This window comes from Streptomyces sp. NPDC051018, assembly GCF_044456085.1.
Taxonomy (GTDB): Bacteria; Actinomycetota; Actinomycetes; order Streptomycetales; family Streptomycetaceae; genus Streptomyces.
In genome coordinates, this window is sequence record NZ_JBITFN010000008.1 from 106,148 (window position 1) to 123,493 (window position 17,346).

Genomic DNA, 17,346 nt, shown 5'->3' on the forward strand with positions numbered 1-17,346 from the left:
CCCGTGCCTTCCCGTACGGGGCCGCGGCGGAAGCTTTCCCCTTAACGGCGGCCGGGTCGCGGTCCCGGGCGCTCGCGGGACCGGCTCAGCCGTGTGCGACGGCCGCGTACTGGACGGCCAGTCCGTCGATGATCGCCCGCAGCCCCGTCTCGAACGCGCCCTCGTCCACCCGCTGCCCCCGCTCGGCGAGCAGATGGGCCTGGCCGAGGTGGGGATAGTCGGCGGGGTCGTACGCCGCCGCGTCGTCGACGAAGCCCTGGGCGAACGAGGCGAGCGCCGAGCCCGTGATGAAGTACCGCATCAGCGCGCCGATGTGCGTCGCCTGGGCGGGCGGCCAGCCCGCGCGCACCATGGCGCCGAAGATCGCGTCCGCCACCCGCAGCGCCGCCGGACGGCGACCGGGACCCCTGGCGAACACCGGGATGATGTGGGGGTGGGCCTTGAGAGCGGCACGGTAGGAGATCGCGCAGTCGTGGAGCGCGGTCTGCCAGTCCCGGCCGTCGCCCTCGTCGAACATCGACAGATCGACCTGGGCGCTGACGGCGTCGGCGACCGCTTCGAGAATCTCGTCCTTGGTGCGGAAGTGGTTGTAGAGGGAGGGGCCGCTGACTCCCAGTTCGGCCGCGAGCCGGCGGGTGGAGAGCCCCTCCAGACCCTGGGCGTCCACGAGCGCGCAGGCGGTCTCGACGATGCGTTCCCGGCTGAGGAGCGGCTTGCTGGGTCGGGCCATGCGGCACATAGTAGGGCCGCCGCCCGGAAGCGCGCCCCGGCGGGCGCCGGGGCGGGAACGCGGGCGGCGGCGCCCGCAGGGGACCGGGGCCAGAGCCGTGCGGGGGGTCTTCGGGGCCGTCCGCCCGGAGCCCCTAAGCGCTTGCTCAGCTTCACGGTATGGTGTTCCCCCCTGATGAGCCGAAGGAGAGCCGATGACTGCGGCGGAGGACACGAGCGGCGAGGACGTGCCGTGGGGCGAGGTAACGCCCGAAGCGGCGAGGAAGCTGCTCGTCGCCGCCGTCGAGGCGTTCGCCGAACGGGGGTACCACGCCACCACGACCCGTGACATCGCGGGCCGTGCCGGAATGAGCCCCGCCGCGCTCTACATCCACTACAAGACCAAGGAAGAACTCCTCCACCGGATCAGCCGCAACGGCCACACCCGCGCGCTGGAGGTCCTGGAGCGCGCGTCCGCCGGGGGCGGGACGCCCGGGGAGCGGCTCGCCGAGGCCGTCAGCGCCTTCGTCCGCTGGCACGCGGTACGGCACGACACCGCGCGCGTGGTCCAGTACGAACTCGACGCCCTCTCACCCGGGCACCGGGTGGAGATTGTGGAGCTGCGTCGCCGCTGCGACGCCGTGGTGCGCGGGATCCTGCGCGAAGGAGTGGAGTCGGGGGAGTTCGACGTACCGGATGTGCCGGGGACCACGCTCGCCGTGATGTCGCTCTGCATCGACGTGGCGCGCTGGTTCAACACCCGGGGGATCCGGACCCCGGAAGAGGTCGGCGCGCTCTACGCCGACCTCGTCCTGCGTATGGTCTCCGCGCGCCGATAGCACCGGATGGATCGCGTGCGAACGCGCGGGTACGCGAACGGGCCTGGGTGCACGCGCGCGGGCACGGACGGACGGCCGCCCGGCGCGCGCGGAGGTGTTCCGGCGCCTGCCGTTCCGGCACCGGCGCGGTCGGGGCGTCAGAAGTAGTAGCGGGACACCGTCTCGGCCACACAGACCGGCTTCTCGCCGCCCTCGCGCTCGACCGTGACGATGGAGGTCACCTGGACGCCGCCCCCGGCTTCCTCCGCGCTCTTCAGGGTCACCGAGGCGCGCAGCCGTGAGTCCACGGGTACGGGAGCGGGGAAGCGGACCTTGTTCGTCCCGTAGTTGATGCCCATCTTCATGCCCTCGACCCGCAGGACCTGGGGGAGCAGCGACGGCAGCAGCGAGAGCGTCAGATAGCCATGGGCGATCGTCTTCCCGAAGGGTCCGTCCGCCGCACGCTCGGGATCCACATGGATCCACTGGTGATCGCCGGTCGCCTCCGCGAACAGGTCGATCCGCTTCTGGTCGACCTCCAGCCAGTCGCTGTGCCCCAGCTCCTCGCCGACCCCGGCGCGCAGCTCCTCTGCGGAGGTGAAGATCCTCGGCTCGGCCATGTCCCTCGTCCCTGCCTTTCGCACACTGTGAGCATCACGCCGTCGACTGAGCGCTTGCTCAGCATGAAGTGCCCGTGTGCTCCTGTCAACGGACCACCAGTAGGCTTCGAGAGGTGCCCCAGATTTCCGAGAACCCCGTCGAGCTCACGGTCGGCCAGCTGTCGTCGCGCAGCGGCGCCGCCGTCTCCGCCCTGCACTTCTACGAGTCCAAGGGCTTGATCCGGAGCCGCAGGACCAGCGGCAATCAGCGCCGCTACACCAGGGACACTTTGCGCCGGGTGGCGTTCGTCCGGGCCGCGCAGCGGGTGGGCATCCCCCTCGCGACGATCCGGGACGCCCTTGCCGAACTGCCCGAGGAACGCACGCCGGACCGCGAGGACTGGGCCCGGCTGTCCGAGGCATGGCGGGGTGAGCTGGACGAACGGATCAGACAGCTCGGACGGCTGCGGGACACGCTCACCGAGTGCATCGGCTGTGGCTGCCTCTCACTGGAGACCTGTGTGCTGTCCAACCCGGAGGACGCGTTCGGCCGGACGCAGGCCGGATCGCGGCTGATGCCGGTGAGCCGCAAGAAGAACTGCGAAGGCGACTGCTGAGCACCAGCTGCCGACCTGTGCTGAGTACGGGCCGCCGACCTCCGCCGTGCGCTGCGCCGCACCGGACGCCGCCAACGGCAACCCTTCCCGGCCACAGCACCAGATCCCGGGGCGGGCCCGCACCCCCGTCGCGGGCCCGCCCTCGCGGTCTGAGGGCCCCGGGGAAGAGGTCCCGGGGCGTGTCTCATCCGGGCTCCACTCTCCCGGCGGGAATCCGGTGGGGCGAGTGAATTTCCGTCTGCTACGGTCTGCCCCGCCCTCGCCCTCGACCGACCGGCTCCGCGGTCGAGCAGGGCCAGCGGTCCGGTCGGGGACCCTCTCGGAACATCGCCGGCGTCCGGACTGCGGAAGGGGGCGTACTCCGGGCCCGATGCGGGGCGGCCGCACCGCCGCGGTGACCGGCTCGGCGCCGTCCTCGCTCGGCCAACCGGACCTGGCCCCGGCCACGGCCGGGCCCGATTGCCGTATTCACGCGCCCGGCCGCGTCGGCTCCCACCGCGCGACGCCGGTACGCCACCGGATCCGGCGCCGTCCCCGCATCTGTCGTCCCAACGGGAACGACCCCGTCCAGCGGCCCGGCGACAACGGGCCCCGACGGGGTTCCGCCGCCGCACGGCGTCCGGGTGACAGCTCGTCGGCACCGGTCACCGCCGTCCGCCGGCACGGGGGATGCCGTCAGCGGCCCGGCGGCACCCTCCGGGCAGATGTGAAGCATGAGTCCGATGGTGCCGGACACCACTGACAGCGGCCGGGTGCCCGTCGGCGAACCGGCACCCGGTCATTGTCGGTGTCCACCAGCGCCGCGGCGACGGCGCTGCCGTGCGTCCGGCCCACCGCACCACGGGGGCGTGCCACCCACCGAGGCCCGCCCCCGGGCCGCTCAGGCCACCGACGCCAGTGCCCGGCGTCCGGCCTCCTTGGCCGCGGCGACGGCCTCGGACGTCAGAACGGGCCGCGGCACCAGGATGCCGCAGCCCGTGCACACCGGTCCGGTCCAGGGTTCTCCGGCCAGGTCCTGCCGCCATACGATGCCGGTCGACCCGCAGACCGGGCAGGCGGCACCCGGCTCGTCCTCCAGCGCGGCGATCAGCCGCCGCAGCACCTCGTCGAGGGGCGCCGAGGGATGCTCGGCCGGGCTGTCGCAGCGCGCGACCCCGTTCCCGCCCCAGGTGTGCCGGTGCCAGTCGTCGATCGGCGACGGCCGTCGCAGGCCGAAGTGCTTCTCGCGCTTGCGGCGGTCGGCGAAGTTCTCCTCGTACGCGAGCCAGACGGCCCGCGCCTCTTCCAGTTCATCGAGCGCGGCCACCAGTCGCGCCGGATCGGGAGCCCGGTCCTCGGGCTCGATACCGTGCCGGACGCACAGGTGGTCCCACGTCGCCCGGTGTCCATAAGGGGCAAATCGTTCCAGGCACTTGCGCAGCGAGTAGCGCCGCAGCGCCAGATCACATCGCGGATCGCGCACCTGTCTAGCAAGACTCCGGAAACCGGCCATCGATACTGCCACCTCCGTCGCTGGTACATCGGCGTTGAGATATGGACGTACGAGTGCCCAATCCGGCTCCATCGAAAATCCGATGGCCCCCATCAGCGAACCCACCCCGACCGCCCACCGACACCCCCAGAACCCGCCCCACGGTCAACCCGCGCCACAAGAAGCCCAGGTGAGCCCGTAACGCCGAACACTCGTAGACCCTGCGCCCCTTGACCAAGTGAGTTGTAGCGCCGCTCGGGGTGCCGAGCATTCGTAGACCCTCTGCCCGTTGGGCGAGTGAGCCGAAGGGCCGTGCGGGTGTCGAAAGGGAGAGCGCGCGGAGGTCCCGAGGAACGAGGGATCGAGCACGGTCGACCGTCGACGCACGCTTAAGCGGCCCGGAGGTAAACCGAGCCACAAAAAAGAAGACCGCGCGTCGGTCACCGTACAGAGACCCTCCGCCCGGCCCCCCCCGTTCGAGCACGGTCGACCGTCGACGCACGCTCAAGCGGCCCGGTGGGGGTCCCCCCGGACGGAGTCTGGGGGAGAACCGAGCCACAAGAAAATCAACGCCCGATACGCCCCGCCGAGACGACCACCTGTGCCAGTTCCCGGTGGCAGATGTCGCTGTGCGCGCCCGAGGGCGGGCCGCCGCGTCGGACCACCGACGCCGCGTCCACGCTGACGCAGCCGGCGGCGGGTACTCCGTGTGCCAGTACCTCGTCGAGGTCGAGGCGGGCCGACGGCCGGACGGCCTGGAAGCCGTCGTGGCCGATCGCCCACCAGCGCTTGTCGGGCCGGATCGGGACGGTGAACGCCCGGTCGTCCCTGGCGAGGCTCGACGCCATCGGGTAGATCGTGCCCAGCGCGCTGTCGTGCCGGGAGTAGCAGGCCACCACCGGCCCGTCCACGCGCTGTTCCAGGGACCTCAGAGCGCCCGCGTGTCCCGGGGCGTGCGGCAGGCTCGGGGAGAACGCGTAGTGCGAGAACGCGCCCTGGAGCAGCGTCACAGATTTCACGTTCCGGGCGCCGTCGGGCAGCCCCCGCAGGGCGAAGGCGACCAGCCGGGCACCCTGGCTGTGACCCACCAGGTGCACTCGCATCGCCGGGCGGCTGCGGGCGAGCTGCCCGAGCAGCGGCCCGAGACCCAGCTCGCCGACCGTGCCCGCGCGGCGCTTCATCGCGTAGTACGTGGTCTGCCGCAGCAGCTCCTTGGCGCCCTTCCAGGTCTTCTTCAGCGCGCCGGGTACGGGGATGGCCTCGGGGGCCGCCTCCCCGCCCGCCACCGTGGCTTCCGGGGATCCCTCCAGGGCCCGGGTGAATCTCCGGCACATCGTGAACGCGTCCTCGAACAGGACGGCCGGCGGGCCCTGTTCGTCGTCCGGGAGATCGTCCGTGAAGCAGGACGTCTCCAGTCCGCCCGCGGGTGCCTCCGCGAGCCGCCGTGCGAGCCTGCCGAACTCGGCGAACGCCTCCGGCGACTCGGGCCGCTCGTCGAGGAGCCGCGCCAGCCGTTCCACGGTCTCCCCGTGCCCGGGGAACAGCGCGTTGAGGGCGAGCCGCGTCTCCGTGTCCAGGGCGATGTCCGGGTCGTCCGGCCCGCCCCGGGCGCCGTCGCCGAAACCCGCCTCAGCCGACGGGGACGCGGACGGAGAAGCAGACGCGGACCGCGGCGGGACCGGTACCTGAACCGGGCTCGCAGAAGACACGGGAAGCCCCTCCGGCGCGCTCCCCGGAGCGGCCCGTGAGCCGTCCGCCGCGCTCTCCGGAGCGTCCCGCCCGGCGTCCCGCGAGCCGTCCGGCCCGGTGCGCGGGCCCGCCGGCGGTACGGCCCCGGCGGCCCTCGGCGCGAAGTCGGGAATCGGCTCGTCGGTGAACTTCATCGACGGCCACACCACACCCGCGTACCCCAGCCGCACCCCTTCCCCCAACAGTTCAGGGAAGGGCGCGAAGAACGCGGAGTACAGCCGGCCGGCGACCGAGGGGGAGTTGTTCCAGCCATGCGCGAACATCACCAGATCGGTGACCTCCATCCCCAGCAGCCGGTCGCGCTGCGCGCGGTCGACATCGCCGTCCTTGTCGAACGTGATGTCCTGGTACGGCCCCACACTCATCCCCGCCATGACGGCCTCCCCCTGGTTGTCGCTCTGTCAGCAGGATGCTGCGCAAGGGGGGATACGGCCATACCCCGCGACGCGCGCGGTGGGCGCAGTACGCCCGATCAGTACCGCAGATACCGCTTCCGTACGGCCCGGAACGCGGTCAGATCCTCCTGCCACGCGCCCACGACCTCGTCCGTTCCGGCCCTCGCGTCGATCATCGTGCGGACCCTCGCCGAGCCCGTGAGCTTGTCGATCCAGGTCGGATCGGTGCGCAGCCAGGCGAAGTCGCGCCAGCTCCGCCGGGCCGTCACCAGCAGGCCGATACCGGTACGTACAGGGTCGTACACGCTCCGGTCGTGCACATGCACCTGAACCCCGCCGATCGTCTGCCCCGCGAACTTGGAGAACGTCGGCGTGAAATACGCCTCGCGGAAACGTACGCCCGGCAGCCCCAGCGCATTGGCCGCCTCCGCCCATCTCCAGTCGACGTCCTTCGCCCCGAGCAGTTCGAAGGGACGGGTCGTGCCGCGCCCCTCCGACAGCTCCGTTCCCTCGAACAGACAGGTGCCCGCGTAGACGAGCGCCGTCGAGGGTGTGGGCATATTGGGGCTCGGCGGCACCCAGGGCAGCCCCGTCTGGTCGAAGAAGTCGGAGCGGCGCCAGCCCGACATCCGTACGGTCTCCAGTTCGGCGGGCCGCTCCCGCAGGAACTCGCCGTTGAACAGGTGCGCCAGTTCCGCGACGGTCATCCCGTGGGCCTGCGCGATCGGCTCACGGCCGACGAAGGTCCCGAACGCCCGGTCCAGTACCGGTCCCAGGGCGGACCGTCCCGTCACCGGGTTCGGCCGGTCGAGGACGACGAATCGCTTGCCCGCCGTCGCCGCCGCCCGCATGCAGTCGTACAGCGTCCAGATATAGGTGTAGAAGCGGGCGCCCACGTCTTGGATGTCGAAGACGATCGTTTCCACCCCCGAGGCGGTGAAGACGTCGGCGAGCGGCTGCCCGTACTTCCGGTACGTGTCGTAGACCGGCAGCCCGGTCGCCGGGTCGTCGTAGCGCCCCTGGGAGCCGCCCGCCTGCGCGGTGCCCCGGAAGCCGTGCTCGGGGCCGAAGACGGCGACGAGGTTCACGCGTTCGTCGGCGTGCATCACATCCACGATGTGGTGGACGGCGGAGGTGATCCCGGTCGGGTTGGTGACGACACCGACGCGCTGCCCCGCCAGCGTGCCGTAGCCGTCGGCGACCAGGCGGTCGAAGCCGGTGCGCACCCGTGGGCGCGCGGCGGGGGAACCACTCGCCGCCCGGGCGCCGGAAGCACCCGCGGCGAGCGCGCCCGCCGCCCCCGACACGGCGAGCAGACCCCGTCTGGACAGGCTCATCGGACTCCCTCCGGAAGGATGTCTGTCATGACCACGCACGCTAGCGCGGAGGGCGGGCGCGAGGAACGATCCGGGCCGTCGTGGCGGTATCACATCGTCGGCGCAAGGGTGTCACCGTCCGCGCGGCCCGGGGGCGGGCCTCCCTTCCCTAGAACATACCGACTGGTTAGTCTGTTCGGAACGCGGTCCGGGCAAGGGCCCGGGAGAGGGCCTGAGCGGCCTGGGAGTGGGCCCGGGAGAGGTGGAGAGCGATGAGCACGATGCAGGGCGCCGGAGTGGTGGTCACCGGCGCGGGCGGCGGTATCGGAGCCGCGCTCGCCCGCAGATACGCGGCGGAGGGCGCCCGGGTCGTCGTCAACGACATCGACGCGGACCGGGCACGGGCCGTCGCCGACGAGATCGGCGCGAGGGCCGTCCCCGGAGACGCCTCCGGGATCGTCGAGGCCGCGCGCGACGCCCTCGACGGCACGGTCGACGTCTACTGCGCCAACGCGGGACTCGCCTCGCCCGGCGACGCGTTCGCCGACGAGCAGGTCTGGGCGGCGGCCTGGGACGTCAATGTGATGGCCCATGTCCGGGCGGTCCGTACCCTGCTGCCCGACTGGCTGGAGCGCGGCGGCGGACGCTTCGTCTCCACCGTCTCCGCCGCCGGGCTGCTCACCATGGTCGGCGCCGCCCCCTACAGCGTTTCCAAGCACGGGGCGTACGCCTTCGCCGAATGGCTCTCGCTCACCTACCGCCACCGGGGCCTGAAGGTGCACGCCATCTGTCCCCAGGGCGTACGTACGGACATGCTCACCGCGGCCGGATCGGCGGGCGAACTGGTCCTCGCCCCCGGCGCGATCGAGCCCGAGGACGTCGTGACCGCGCTCTTCGAGGGCATCGCCGCCGACCGCTTCCTGATCCTGCCGCACCCCGAGGTCGCCGGGTACTACCGCGCCCGCGCGGCCGAGCCCGAGCGGTGGCTGTCCGGAATGAACCACCTCCAGCGGAAGTGGGAGGACGCCGGGACGTGAGTCCGGCGGCGGCGGGCGGGCTCCCGCGCCGGCCGTCGGGGAGAAACGGTGAAGGCGTACACCAGTACGTGCCCCGCGGCCGAAGCTGAGCGGGCGCTCCCCGCGCTCACCGGCGCGCGGAGCCGCGCGGGGCGACAAGTGGGAAGATCCTCGGGCGGGGACTCCGCTTTCCCGGAAACGTTACCGAGTGTTACCGATTGAGAGGTGGGTGGCGGCATGGCCAGGACGACGGACGGGGATGACACCCCCGTACCGCAGAAGCTGCTGGCCGCCGCCACCAGGCTGTTCGCCGAGCGCGGATACGACCGCACCTCCGTCCAGGAGATCGTCGAGGCGGCAGGGGTCACCAAGGGCGCGCTGTACCACTACTTCGGGTCCAAGGAGGACCTCCTCCAGGAGGTCTACGCCCGGATGCTCCGCCTCCAGCAGGAACGCCTCGACGCCTTCGCCGACGCCGACGAGCCCGTGGAGCAGCGCCTGCGCGGGGCCGCGGCCGATGTCGTCGTGACGACCATCGACAACCTCGAGGACGCGCACATCTTCTTCCGCTCGATGCACCATCTGAGCCCGGAGAAGCTCAAGCAGGTGCGGGCGGAGCGGCGCCGGTACCACGAGCGCTTCCGGGCGCTGGTGGAGGAGGGGCAGGCGAGCGGGGTGTTCTCGTCGGCGACCCCGGCGGACCTGGTCGTGGACTACCACTTCGGGTCGGTCCACCATCTGTCCACGTGGTACCGCCCCGACGGCCCCCTGACCAAGCAGCAGGTCGCCGGCCACCTCGCGGACCTCCTGCTCCGCGCCCTGCGCCCCTGATCCGCCGCGGGGGCAGGGGCGGGGAAGGGCCGTTCGCCCGGTCAGCCCGGGACCGGACCGGCCCCGGCCCCGGTTCTTCACGGGCCTCGGACCCGGCCCTCAAGGCCGTCGCCTTGCGGCAGGCGCCCCAGCCTCCCGCCGAGCGCCGGTGCCGGGAAGCGGGCCTCCGTGACGGGCAAGGGGCCGGACCCGGGGGCCCACCCCGGATCCGGCGCCTCGTCCCGGCCATGGCCTCAGCCACGGCTACGCGTACGGCTTCAGCTACGTCTACGCGTACGGCTTCAGCTACGTCTACGCGTACGGCTTCAGCTACGTCTACGCGTACGGCTTCAGCTACGTCTACGCGTACGGCCTTCGCCACGGCTACGCGTACGGCTTGAGCTCACGCCTCGCCAGTGACCGCTGATGCACCTCGTCCGGCCCGTCCGCCAGCCTGAGCGTCCTCGCCGCCGCCCACAGCTCCGCCAGCGGGAAGTCCTGGCTCACCCCGCCCGCGCCGTGGAGCTGGACCGCCTGGTCCAGGATGTCCACCACGGCCCGCGGGGTCGCGATCTTGATCGCCTGGATCTCGGTGTGCGCACCCCGGTTGCCGACCGTGTCCATGAGCCACGCGGTCTTGAGGACCAGCAGCCGCAGCTGCTCGACCGTCACCCGGGCGTCGGCGATCCAGTTCTGGATCACACCCTGCTGGGCGAGCGGCTTCCCGAAGGCGGTACGGGACACGGCCCGCCGGCACATCAGCTCGATCGCGCGCTCGGCCATACCGATCAGCCGCATGCAGTGGTGGATACGGCCCGGACCGAGCCGTGCCTGCGCGATCGCGAACCCGCCGCCCTCCTCGCCGACGAGGTTCGCCACGGGCACCCGGACGTCGTCGAAGGAGACCTCGGCGTGCCCGCCGTGCCAGTGGTCCTCGTAGCCGTACACACGCATGGCGCGCCGGACCTCCAGCCCCGGGGTGTCCCTCGGCACCAGGACCATGGACTGCTGGCGGCGGATGTCCTCGCCGTCCGGGTCGGTCTTGCCCATCACGATGAAGATCCGGCAATCGGGGTTCATCGCACCGGAGATGTACCATTTGCGGCCGTTGATGACATAGTCGTCGCCGTCACGGTCGATCCGCGTCCGGATGTTCGTCGCGTCCGACGACGCGACCTCGGGCTCGGTCATCGCGAAGGCCGAGCGGATCTCGCCGGAGAGCAGCGGCTCCAGCCACTGCTTCTTCTGGGCTTCGCTGCCGAACTGGGCGAGCACCTCCATGTTCCCGGTGTCGGGGGCCGCGCAGTTGACCGCCGCCGGGCCCAGCTGGGGGCTGCGGCCGGTGATCTCGGCGAGGGGCGCGTACTGAAGGTTCGTCAGGCCGGCTCCGTGCTCCTCGTCGGGCAGGAAGAGGTTCCACAGGCCCTGCTTGCGCGCCCGGGCCTTGAGGTCCTCCAGGATCGCGGGCGTCTCCCACGGAGAGGCGAGCCGCGCGCGCTGTTCCTCGGCCACGGGCTCGGCGGGCAGGACGTGCTCCTCCATGAAGGCGAGCAGCCGGCCCCGCAGCTCTTCGGTACGGGCGTCGAATGCGAAGTCCATGGGTGTCCTCAGCCTTTCTGGAGGGTGTTGAGGCCGTGCTCGATGAAGACGGGCACGAGGCCGCCGATCCGGTCGAAGCCGTCGCCGACGGTCTGCCCGAGGGTGTACCGGTAGTGGATGCCCTCCAGGATCACGGCGAGCTTGAACCAGGCGAAGGCCGTGTACCAGGAGATGGCGGAGGTGTCCCGGCCGGACCGGGCCGCGTACCGCTCGATCAGCTCGGCGGTCGGCGGGTGGCCCGCCGCGGCGGCCGTGGTGCTGATCGGCGCGTCGGGCACATCCAGCTTCTCGCTGTACATCGCCAGCAGCCCGAGGTCGGTCAGCGGATCGCCGAGGGTGGACATCTCCCAGTCCAGGACTGCCTTGATCTTCTCGTCCCCACCGACGAGAACGTTGTCGAGCCGGTAGTCGCCGTGGACGACGGCGGGCGCGGGGGAGGCGGGCAGTGAGCGGCCGAGTGCGGCCTGGAGTTCGTCGATCCCGGCGAGTTCGCGGTTGCGGGAGGCGTCCAGTTGCTTGCCCCACCGCCGCAGCTGCCGGTCGAGGAAGCCCTCGGGGCGGCCGAAGTCGCCGAGGCCGACCGACTCCGGGTCGACGGCGTGCAGCTCGACGAGGGTGTCGACCAGTGCGAGTACGACCTCCCGGGTCCGCTCGGGGCCGATCGGCGCCAGCTCCTCCGCCGTGCGGTACGGCGTACCCTCCACGAACTCCATGACGTAGAACGGCGATCCGACGACCGACTCGTCCTCGCACAGCAGCACCGGCTCGGGCACCGGGACCCTCGTGGGGTGCAGCGCGCTGATCACCCGGTGCTCCCGCTTCATGTCGTGCGCCGTGGCCAGGACATGTCCGAGCGGGGGACGGCGCACCACCCAGCGGCCCGTGCCGTCGGTGACGGAGTAGGTGAGGTTGGAGCGCCCGCCCTGGATCAGCCGGGCGCTGAGCGGTCCGCTCACCAGGCCCGGCCGCTCGCGGTCGAGGAGACCGCGGAGGTTCACGGGGTCGAGGCCCGGCGGGGGGACATGGCTCATCAGGGCACCTCCGGGGGAGGACGGACATGACCTCCCGATAATGACCGACCAGTCGGTATGTAGTCCAGTGCGCAACGGAAACGGGGTCCGGATCACATCCGGGGAGTCGGTGGCCTGCCGGAATCCGCGGCCGGGAAACGCACGGCTCCCGGGGCGCGAGCCGCACGGGGAGCCGGAGAACGGAGTATCAGGGGCAGGATCGGGAGGCGGGAAACGGGGGCGGGGCCCCGGCGGTACGCCGGTGCGCGAGGCGGAGTCCACGCGACGCCCACCGCACCGCAGGGCCCACGCGCCCCCACTGCACCGATGGCCCCACGCGCCGCCCACCGGGCGTCACCTCACGATCGCCGCCGCCGAGGCCGCCACGGTCACCGTGAACCCCACCGCCGCCAGCGCCGCCCGCACGGGAAGGACCCCCGGGCGGGCGCCGGCCCCCAGGAGCCGTATGCGCCGCTGCGCCACCAGAAGGAATCCGAGCCACATCAGCAGAGTGAACGCCAGGCCCACCACCGACGCCGTGCCCATCTCCTCGCCGCTCACCGTCCCCCGGGCGGCGAGCACGGTCACCACCGTGAACGCCAGCGTGGTCCGGCGCCACGCCAGCCGGGTCCGCTCCGGCTGGAGTCCCGGATCCCGCGCCGAAACGCCCGGGTCCTCGGGGGACGCCGTCACCGTTCCGCCCCGGTCCACACGGGCGCGGTGCCCGGTCCGGCGGCGCACGGGTTCACCGGGCGCCCTCCCAGCCGAACAGCACCACGACCACCATCCCCAGCGCGACGAGGCCGATCACCAGACTCAGCAGCGCGGGCAGCCGGGACACCGGCAGATCCTCCCCGCGGCGCATGGCCCGCTCGCACCGCACCCAGTGGTTGACCGCCCGGAGCGCGCACAGCACCCCGGCCGCCAGCAGCGCCAGCGCCATGCCCGCCCGGACCGCCCACCGCAGATCGGGCAGGAACTGGTCGACGGCGAAGCCGCCCGCGATGAGTGCGAGGGCCGTCCGGAGCCAGGCGAGAAAGGTCCGCTCATTGGCCAGCGAGAAGCGGTAGTCGGGGGTCTCGCCCTCGTCCCGCACCCGCTCGGGCGCGAACCACAGCCGCATACTCCGTACGAATTCCGTCACCTTTCGCACCCTACTCGCACCATGATCACGGGGCTTCGTGGTCCCTGTCACGTCCCGGGCGCCGGGCCCGGGACGCGCCGGGCCCTGGAACGCGGGAGGCCGGGGGCACCCGGCTCCAGGCCGCGCCACCGACCCGCCCCGGCTCCAGGCCCCCCGGCACCGGCCCGCACGCCTGCCCGCCCGGCCCCGGTCCAGGCTCCGCTGCGGGTCAGACCCCCGGTCGCCCCGCGCGCAGCCGTGCATAGGCCGCGAGCCCGTCGGGCACCCACTCCCACTCGCCGAGCCGCCGCCCGACCTCGTCCTCCGTCAGAAAGGCGTGCCAGGCGACCTCTTCGGCCCGGGGCCGCACGGGCAGCTCACAGCGGACCTCGTAGACCGCCGACCACCAGGACCGGCCGCGGCCGTCGTCGTACAGAAATCTGAACAGGGGTACGGGCCGGGGGAGCCCCCGTACGCCCAGCTCCTCCCCGGCCTCCCGCAGCGCCGCGTCGTCGTAGCTCTCGCCCGCCCCGACGACTCCGCCCACGAACATGTCGTACAGCGAGGGGAAGATCAGCTTGCCCGCCGTCCGGCGGTGGACGAAGATCCGGCCGTCCGCGTCCCTGACCAGGACGAACACGGCACGGTGGCACAGCCCTCGGGCGTAGACATCACCCCGGCGGGCCCGGCCGACGACCCGGTCGGACGCGTCGACGACATCGAGGATCTCGTCGGCGGAACCCATCCCCTCACTCATGCCCCTTATTCCATCACCACCCCGTCCGCCCCTGCGGTTGACTCGTTACCGGCCCGTACGGAGGATCGGACCAGCCCAACTGCCCGACCCGGCCGGACAAGGATGGACACCATGGCGTACGACGCTGATGTGATCGTGATCGGGGCGGGCCTCGCCGGTCTGGTGGCCACCGCGGAACTCGTCGACGCCGGGCGCAAGGTGATCCTCCTGGACCAGGAGCCGGAGCAGTCCTTCGGCGGCCAGGCGCACTGGTCCTTCGGCGGACTGTTCCTCGTCGGCTCGCCCGAGCAGCGCCGGATGAGGATCAGGGACAGCCGGGACCTGGCGTACCAGGACTGGCTGGGCACGGCCGGGTTCGACCGCGAGGAGGACCGCTGGCCGCGCCGGTGGGCCGAGGCGTACGTCGACTTCGCGTCCGGGGAGAAACGGGCCTGGCTGCACGAGCGGGGTGTGCGGTTCTTCCCGGTCGTCGGCTGGGCCGAGCGGGGCGGTTACGACGCCACCGGCCACGGCAACTCCGTCCCCCGGTTCCACATCACCTGGGGTACGGGCCCCGGGCTGGTCGCCCCCTTCGAGCGGCGGGTCAGGGAGGGGATGGCACGCGGGCTCGTGCGGACCGCGTTCCGGCACCGGGTCACCGCGCTCGGCAGCAGCGGCGGCGCGCTCGACACCGTCAGCGGCGAGGTGCTCGAACCGTCCGCCGCCCGGCGCGGCACCGCCAGCAGCCGTGAGGTCGCCGGGGCCTTCGAGTTCCGCGCCCAGGCCGTGATCGTCACCTCGGGCGGCATCGGCGGCAACCACGACCTCGTACGCGCCCAGTGGCCGGGCCGGCTCGGCGCGCCGCCGGAGCGGATGCTCTCCGGGGTGCCCGCGCACGTCGACGGTCTGATGCTGGGCATCGCGGAGCGCGCGGGCGCCAGCCACATCAACCGGGACCGGATGTGGCACTACACCGAGGGCATCGAGAACTGGAACCCGGTCTGGGCCCGGCACGGCATCCGTATCCTGCCCGGCCCCTCCTCGCTCTGGCTCGACGCGCGGGGGAAGAGGCTGCCGGTACCGCTCTTCCCCGGCTTCGACACCCTCGGCACGCTCGAACACATCATGCGGTCCGGCTACGACTACACCTGGTTCGTCCTCGACCGGAGGATCATCGGCAAGGAGTTCGCCCTCTCGGGCTCCGAGCAGAACCCCGACCTCACCGGGAAGTCGGTGCGCGGGGTCGTCGGGCGCGCCAGGGCCGATGTCCCGGGCCCGGTGCGGGCGTTCATGGAGCGCGGGGCGGACTTCGTCGTGGAGGACGACCTCCCGGCCCTCGTACGCGGGATGAACGCGCTCACCAAGGAGCCCTTGATCGAGGAGGCGGAACTGCGGCGCGAGATCGTCGCCAGGGACCGTGAGATCCGGAACCCGTTCACCAAGGACCTCCAGGTCACGGCCATTCGCGGGGCCCGCAACTATCTCGGCGACAGGCTGATCCGTACGGCGGCCCCGCACCGGATACTCGACCCCGCCGCCGGTCCGCTGATCGCCGTGCGGCTGAGCGTCCTCACCCGTAAGTCGCTCGGCGGGCTGGAGACCGATCTGTCCTCCCGGGTCCTCACCGAGGACGGTGCCCCGCTGCCGGGACTGTACGCGGCGGGGGAGGCGGCCGGCTTCGGCGGCGGCGGGGTCCACGGGTACCGGTCCCTGGAGGGCACCTTCCTCGGCGGCTGTATCTTCTCCGGGCGTGCGGCGGGGCGCGCCGCCGCCGCGGCGACCGCCTGAGCCCCGCCCTCGTCGTCCAGACGGCGCGGCGGGTATCGGCGGGCACCCGCGTCAAACGCGGGTCCACCCCGGGACACGCGGATGTCCCGCGGTCGGGGCGGACCCACCGCGGGACATCCGGTGCACGGGCACCGCTCCAGCGCTACAGCACCAGCGAGAGCAGCAGCACGAAGACGATGCCGACGACCGAGATGATCGTCTCCATCACCGACCAGGTCTTGATCGTCTGGCCGACGCTCATGCCGAAGTACTCCTTCACCAGCCAGAAACCGGCGTCGTTGACATGGCTGAAGAAGAGGGAACCGGCACCGATGGCCAGCACCAGCAGCGCGGACTCCGTCGTCGACATCCCGGCCGCGAGCGGTGCGACCAGACCGGCCGCGGAGATCGTGGCCACCGTCGCGGAGCCGGTCGCCAGCCGGATCGCCACCGCGATCAGCCAGGCCAGCAGCAGCGTCGGGATCGACCAGTTCTCGGAGAAGTCCAGGATCATCTGGCCCACGCCGACGTCGATCAGGGTCTGCTTGAAGCCGCCGCCCGCGCCCACGATCAGCAGCACACCCGCGATCGGGGCGAGCGAGGTCTCGACGGTGGTGGAGATCCGCTCTTTGGTGAACCCGGCGGCGCGGCCCAGGGTGAACAGCCCCACGAGCACGGCGGCGAGCAGCGCGATCAGCGGTGAGCCGATGACGTCGGTGACCTTCTGCACCGGGTTCCCGGGGTCGTCCACGACGATCTCGACGAGCGCGTTCGAGAGCATCAGCACCACGGGCAGCAGCACGGTGAACACGGTCGCGCCGAAGCCGGGGCGCCTGTCCAGGTCCTCCGAGGGGCGCGCCGGGATCATCTTCTCCGGTGCGGGGATGTCGACCCAGCGGGCCGCGTAACGGGAGAACAGCGGACCGGCGATGATCACGGTCGGAATGGAGACCAGAACACCGAGCGCCAGGGTGACCCCGAGGTTGGCGCCGAGGGCGTCGATCGCCACCAGCGGGCCGGGGTGCGGCGGAATCAGACCGTGCATCACCGAGAGTCCGGCCAGCGCGGGTATACCGATCCGCATCAGCGAGTAGTTGCCGCGCTTGGCGACCATCAGCACCACCGGGATCAGCAGGACGATGCCGACCTCGAAGAACAGCGGCAGACCGATGACCGAGGCGATCAGCACCATCGCCCAGGGCATCGTCCGGCCGTTCGCCCTCGCCAGGATCGTGTCCACGATTCTGTCGCCGCCGCCCGAGTCGGCCAGCAGCTTGCCGAGGATCGCGCCCAGCGCGATCAGCACACCCACACCGGCGACCGTCGAGCCGAGGCCCTTGGAGAACGCCTCGATGGCCTTGCCGAGCGGGGCGCCCGCGAACGCCCCGAGCGCGAGCGACCCGATGGTCAGCGCGAGGAACGCGTGCATCTTGAACTTGGTGATGAGCAGCACGATGACGGCGATGCCCGCGAGGACGGCGATGCCGAGCTGGGCGTTGCCCGCCGAGGTGATGGGCTCGGTGGCGCCCGCCGCCAGCGTCTCGACGCTGAGACTGGTCACGGTGATTCCTTCGTGGAGGGAGACTGGTGTCGTACGGAGGACACAAGGAAC

The 17,346-nt window shown here is 72.0% G+C and carries 16 protein-coding genes; 5 read left to right on the top strand and 11 right to left on the bottom strand.

Annotated features, from left to right (window positions below; genetic code table 11):
- Nucleotides 1-85: 85 nt before the first annotated feature.
- A complete protein-coding gene (locus tag ACIBCM_RS16010; protein WP_399243493.1) occupies nucleotides 86-730 on the bottom strand; it encodes a TetR/AcrR family transcriptional regulator in 645 nt (214 codons plus the stop codon).
- Nucleotides 731-923: 193 nt separating this feature from the next.
- Between ACIBCM_RS16010 and ACIBCM_RS16015 the strand changes: the two genes are divergently transcribed.
- Nucleotides 924-1,547 carry a TetR/AcrR family transcriptional regulator gene (locus ACIBCM_RS16015; RefSeq protein ID WP_399243494.1) on the top strand — a complete coding sequence of 208 codons (624 nt, stop codon included), beginning with the start codon at nucleotides 924-926 and terminating at the stop codon, nucleotides 1,545-1,547.
- Between the two features lie 137 nt (nucleotides 1,548-1,684).
- On the opposite strand, the gene ACIBCM_RS16020 is transcribed toward ACIBCM_RS16015, so the two are convergent.
- Nucleotides 1,685-2,146, bottom strand: coding sequence for a MaoC family dehydratase (locus ACIBCM_RS16020; protein WP_399243496.1), 462 nt, complete (start codon nucleotides 2,144-2,146; stop codon nucleotides 1,685-1,687).
- Nucleotides 2,147-2,259: 113 nt separating this feature from the next.
- Between ACIBCM_RS16020 and soxR the strand changes: the two genes are divergently transcribed.
- Entirely contained in the window at nucleotides 2,260-2,742 is a 483-nt protein-coding gene (gene soxR, locus ACIBCM_RS16025) for a redox-sensitive transcriptional activator SoxR (RefSeq protein WP_399243498.1), read from the top strand.
- A gap of 880 nt (nucleotides 2,743-3,622) precedes the next feature.
- Here soxR and ACIBCM_RS16030 read toward each other — a convergent pair.
- From ACIBCM_RS16030 to ACIBCM_RS16040, 3 genes are all read right to left on the bottom strand, one after another.
- On the bottom strand, nucleotides 3,623-4,234 hold the full coding sequence (locus ACIBCM_RS16030) for a hypothetical protein (protein ID WP_399243500.1): 612 nt from the start codon (nucleotides 4,232-4,234) through the stop codon (nucleotides 3,623-3,625).
- Between the two features lie 545 nt (nucleotides 4,235-4,779).
- Nucleotides 4,780-6,336: a serine-threonine protein kinase gene (locus tag ACIBCM_RS16035; protein ID WP_399243502.1), complete on the bottom strand. Its 1,557-nt coding sequence runs from the start codon at nucleotides 6,334-6,336 to the stop codon at nucleotides 4,780-4,782.
- Nucleotides 6,337-6,434: 98 nt separating this feature from the next.
- On the bottom strand, nucleotides 6,435-7,694 hold the full coding sequence (locus tag ACIBCM_RS16040; RefSeq protein ID WP_399243503.1) for an exo-beta-N-acetylmuramidase NamZ domain-containing protein: 1,260 nt from the start codon (nucleotides 7,692-7,694) through the stop codon (nucleotides 6,435-6,437).
- 251 nt (nucleotides 7,695-7,945) lie between these two features.
- Here ACIBCM_RS16040 and ACIBCM_RS16045 point away from each other — a divergent pair, with 251 nt between their 5' ends.
- Nucleotides 7,946-8,710: an SDR family oxidoreductase gene (locus tag ACIBCM_RS16045; RefSeq protein WP_399243505.1), complete on the top strand. Its 765-nt coding sequence runs from the start codon at nucleotides 7,946-7,948 to the stop codon at nucleotides 8,708-8,710.
- A 216-nt stretch (nucleotides 8,711-8,926) separates the two neighbouring features.
- Nucleotides 8,927-9,520 (top strand): TetR/AcrR family transcriptional regulator, encoded by a 594-nt coding sequence (locus ACIBCM_RS16050; RefSeq protein WP_399243506.1) that lies wholly within the window; start codon nucleotides 8,927-8,929, stop codon nucleotides 9,518-9,520.
- Between the two features lie 363 nt (nucleotides 9,521-9,883).
- Here the strand turns inward: ACIBCM_RS16050 and ACIBCM_RS16055 are convergent, their stop codons facing one another.
- From ACIBCM_RS16055 to ACIBCM_RS16075, 5 genes are all read right to left on the bottom strand, one after another.
- Entirely contained in the window at nucleotides 9,884-11,098 is a 1,215-nt protein-coding gene (locus tag ACIBCM_RS16055; protein ID WP_399243508.1) for an acyl-CoA dehydrogenase family protein, read from the bottom strand.
- 8 nt (nucleotides 11,099-11,106) lie between these two features.
- The gene (locus ACIBCM_RS16060; RefSeq protein ID WP_399243510.1) at nucleotides 11,107-12,129 is read right to left on the bottom strand and encodes a phosphotransferase family protein; all 1,023 of its coding nucleotides are present in this window, start codon (nucleotides 12,127-12,129) and stop codon (nucleotides 11,107-11,109) included.
- Nucleotides 12,130-12,462: 333 nt separating this feature from the next.
- Nucleotides 12,463-12,849: a DUF202 domain-containing protein gene (locus ACIBCM_RS16065; protein WP_399243511.1), complete on the bottom strand. Its 387-nt coding sequence runs from the start codon at nucleotides 12,847-12,849 to the stop codon at nucleotides 12,463-12,465.
- Nucleotides 12,850-12,853: 4 nt separating this feature from the next.
- Entirely contained in the window at nucleotides 12,854-13,252 is a 399-nt protein-coding gene (locus ACIBCM_RS16070) for a YidH family protein (protein ID WP_399243513.1), read from the bottom strand.
- Nucleotides 13,253-13,460: 208 nt separating this feature from the next.
- Nucleotides 13,461-13,976: an NUDIX hydrolase gene (locus ACIBCM_RS16075; RefSeq protein WP_399243876.1), complete on the bottom strand. Its 516-nt coding sequence runs from the start codon at nucleotides 13,974-13,976 to the stop codon at nucleotides 13,461-13,463.
- Nucleotides 13,977-14,099: 123 nt separating this feature from the next.
- Between ACIBCM_RS16075 and ACIBCM_RS16080 the strand changes: the two genes are divergently transcribed.
- Entirely contained in the window at nucleotides 14,100-15,755 is a 1,656-nt protein-coding gene (locus ACIBCM_RS16080; protein ID WP_399243515.1) for an FAD-binding dehydrogenase, read from the top strand.
- Nucleotides 15,756-15,897: 142 nt separating this feature from the next.
- On the opposite strand, the gene ACIBCM_RS16085 is transcribed toward ACIBCM_RS16080, so the two are convergent.
- Nucleotides 15,898-17,295 carry a gluconate:H+ symporter gene (locus ACIBCM_RS16085; protein ID WP_399243516.1) on the bottom strand — a complete coding sequence of 466 codons (1,398 nt, stop codon included), beginning with the start codon at nucleotides 17,293-17,295 and terminating at the stop codon, nucleotides 15,898-15,900.
- Nucleotides 17,296-17,346 lie beyond the last annotated feature (51 nt).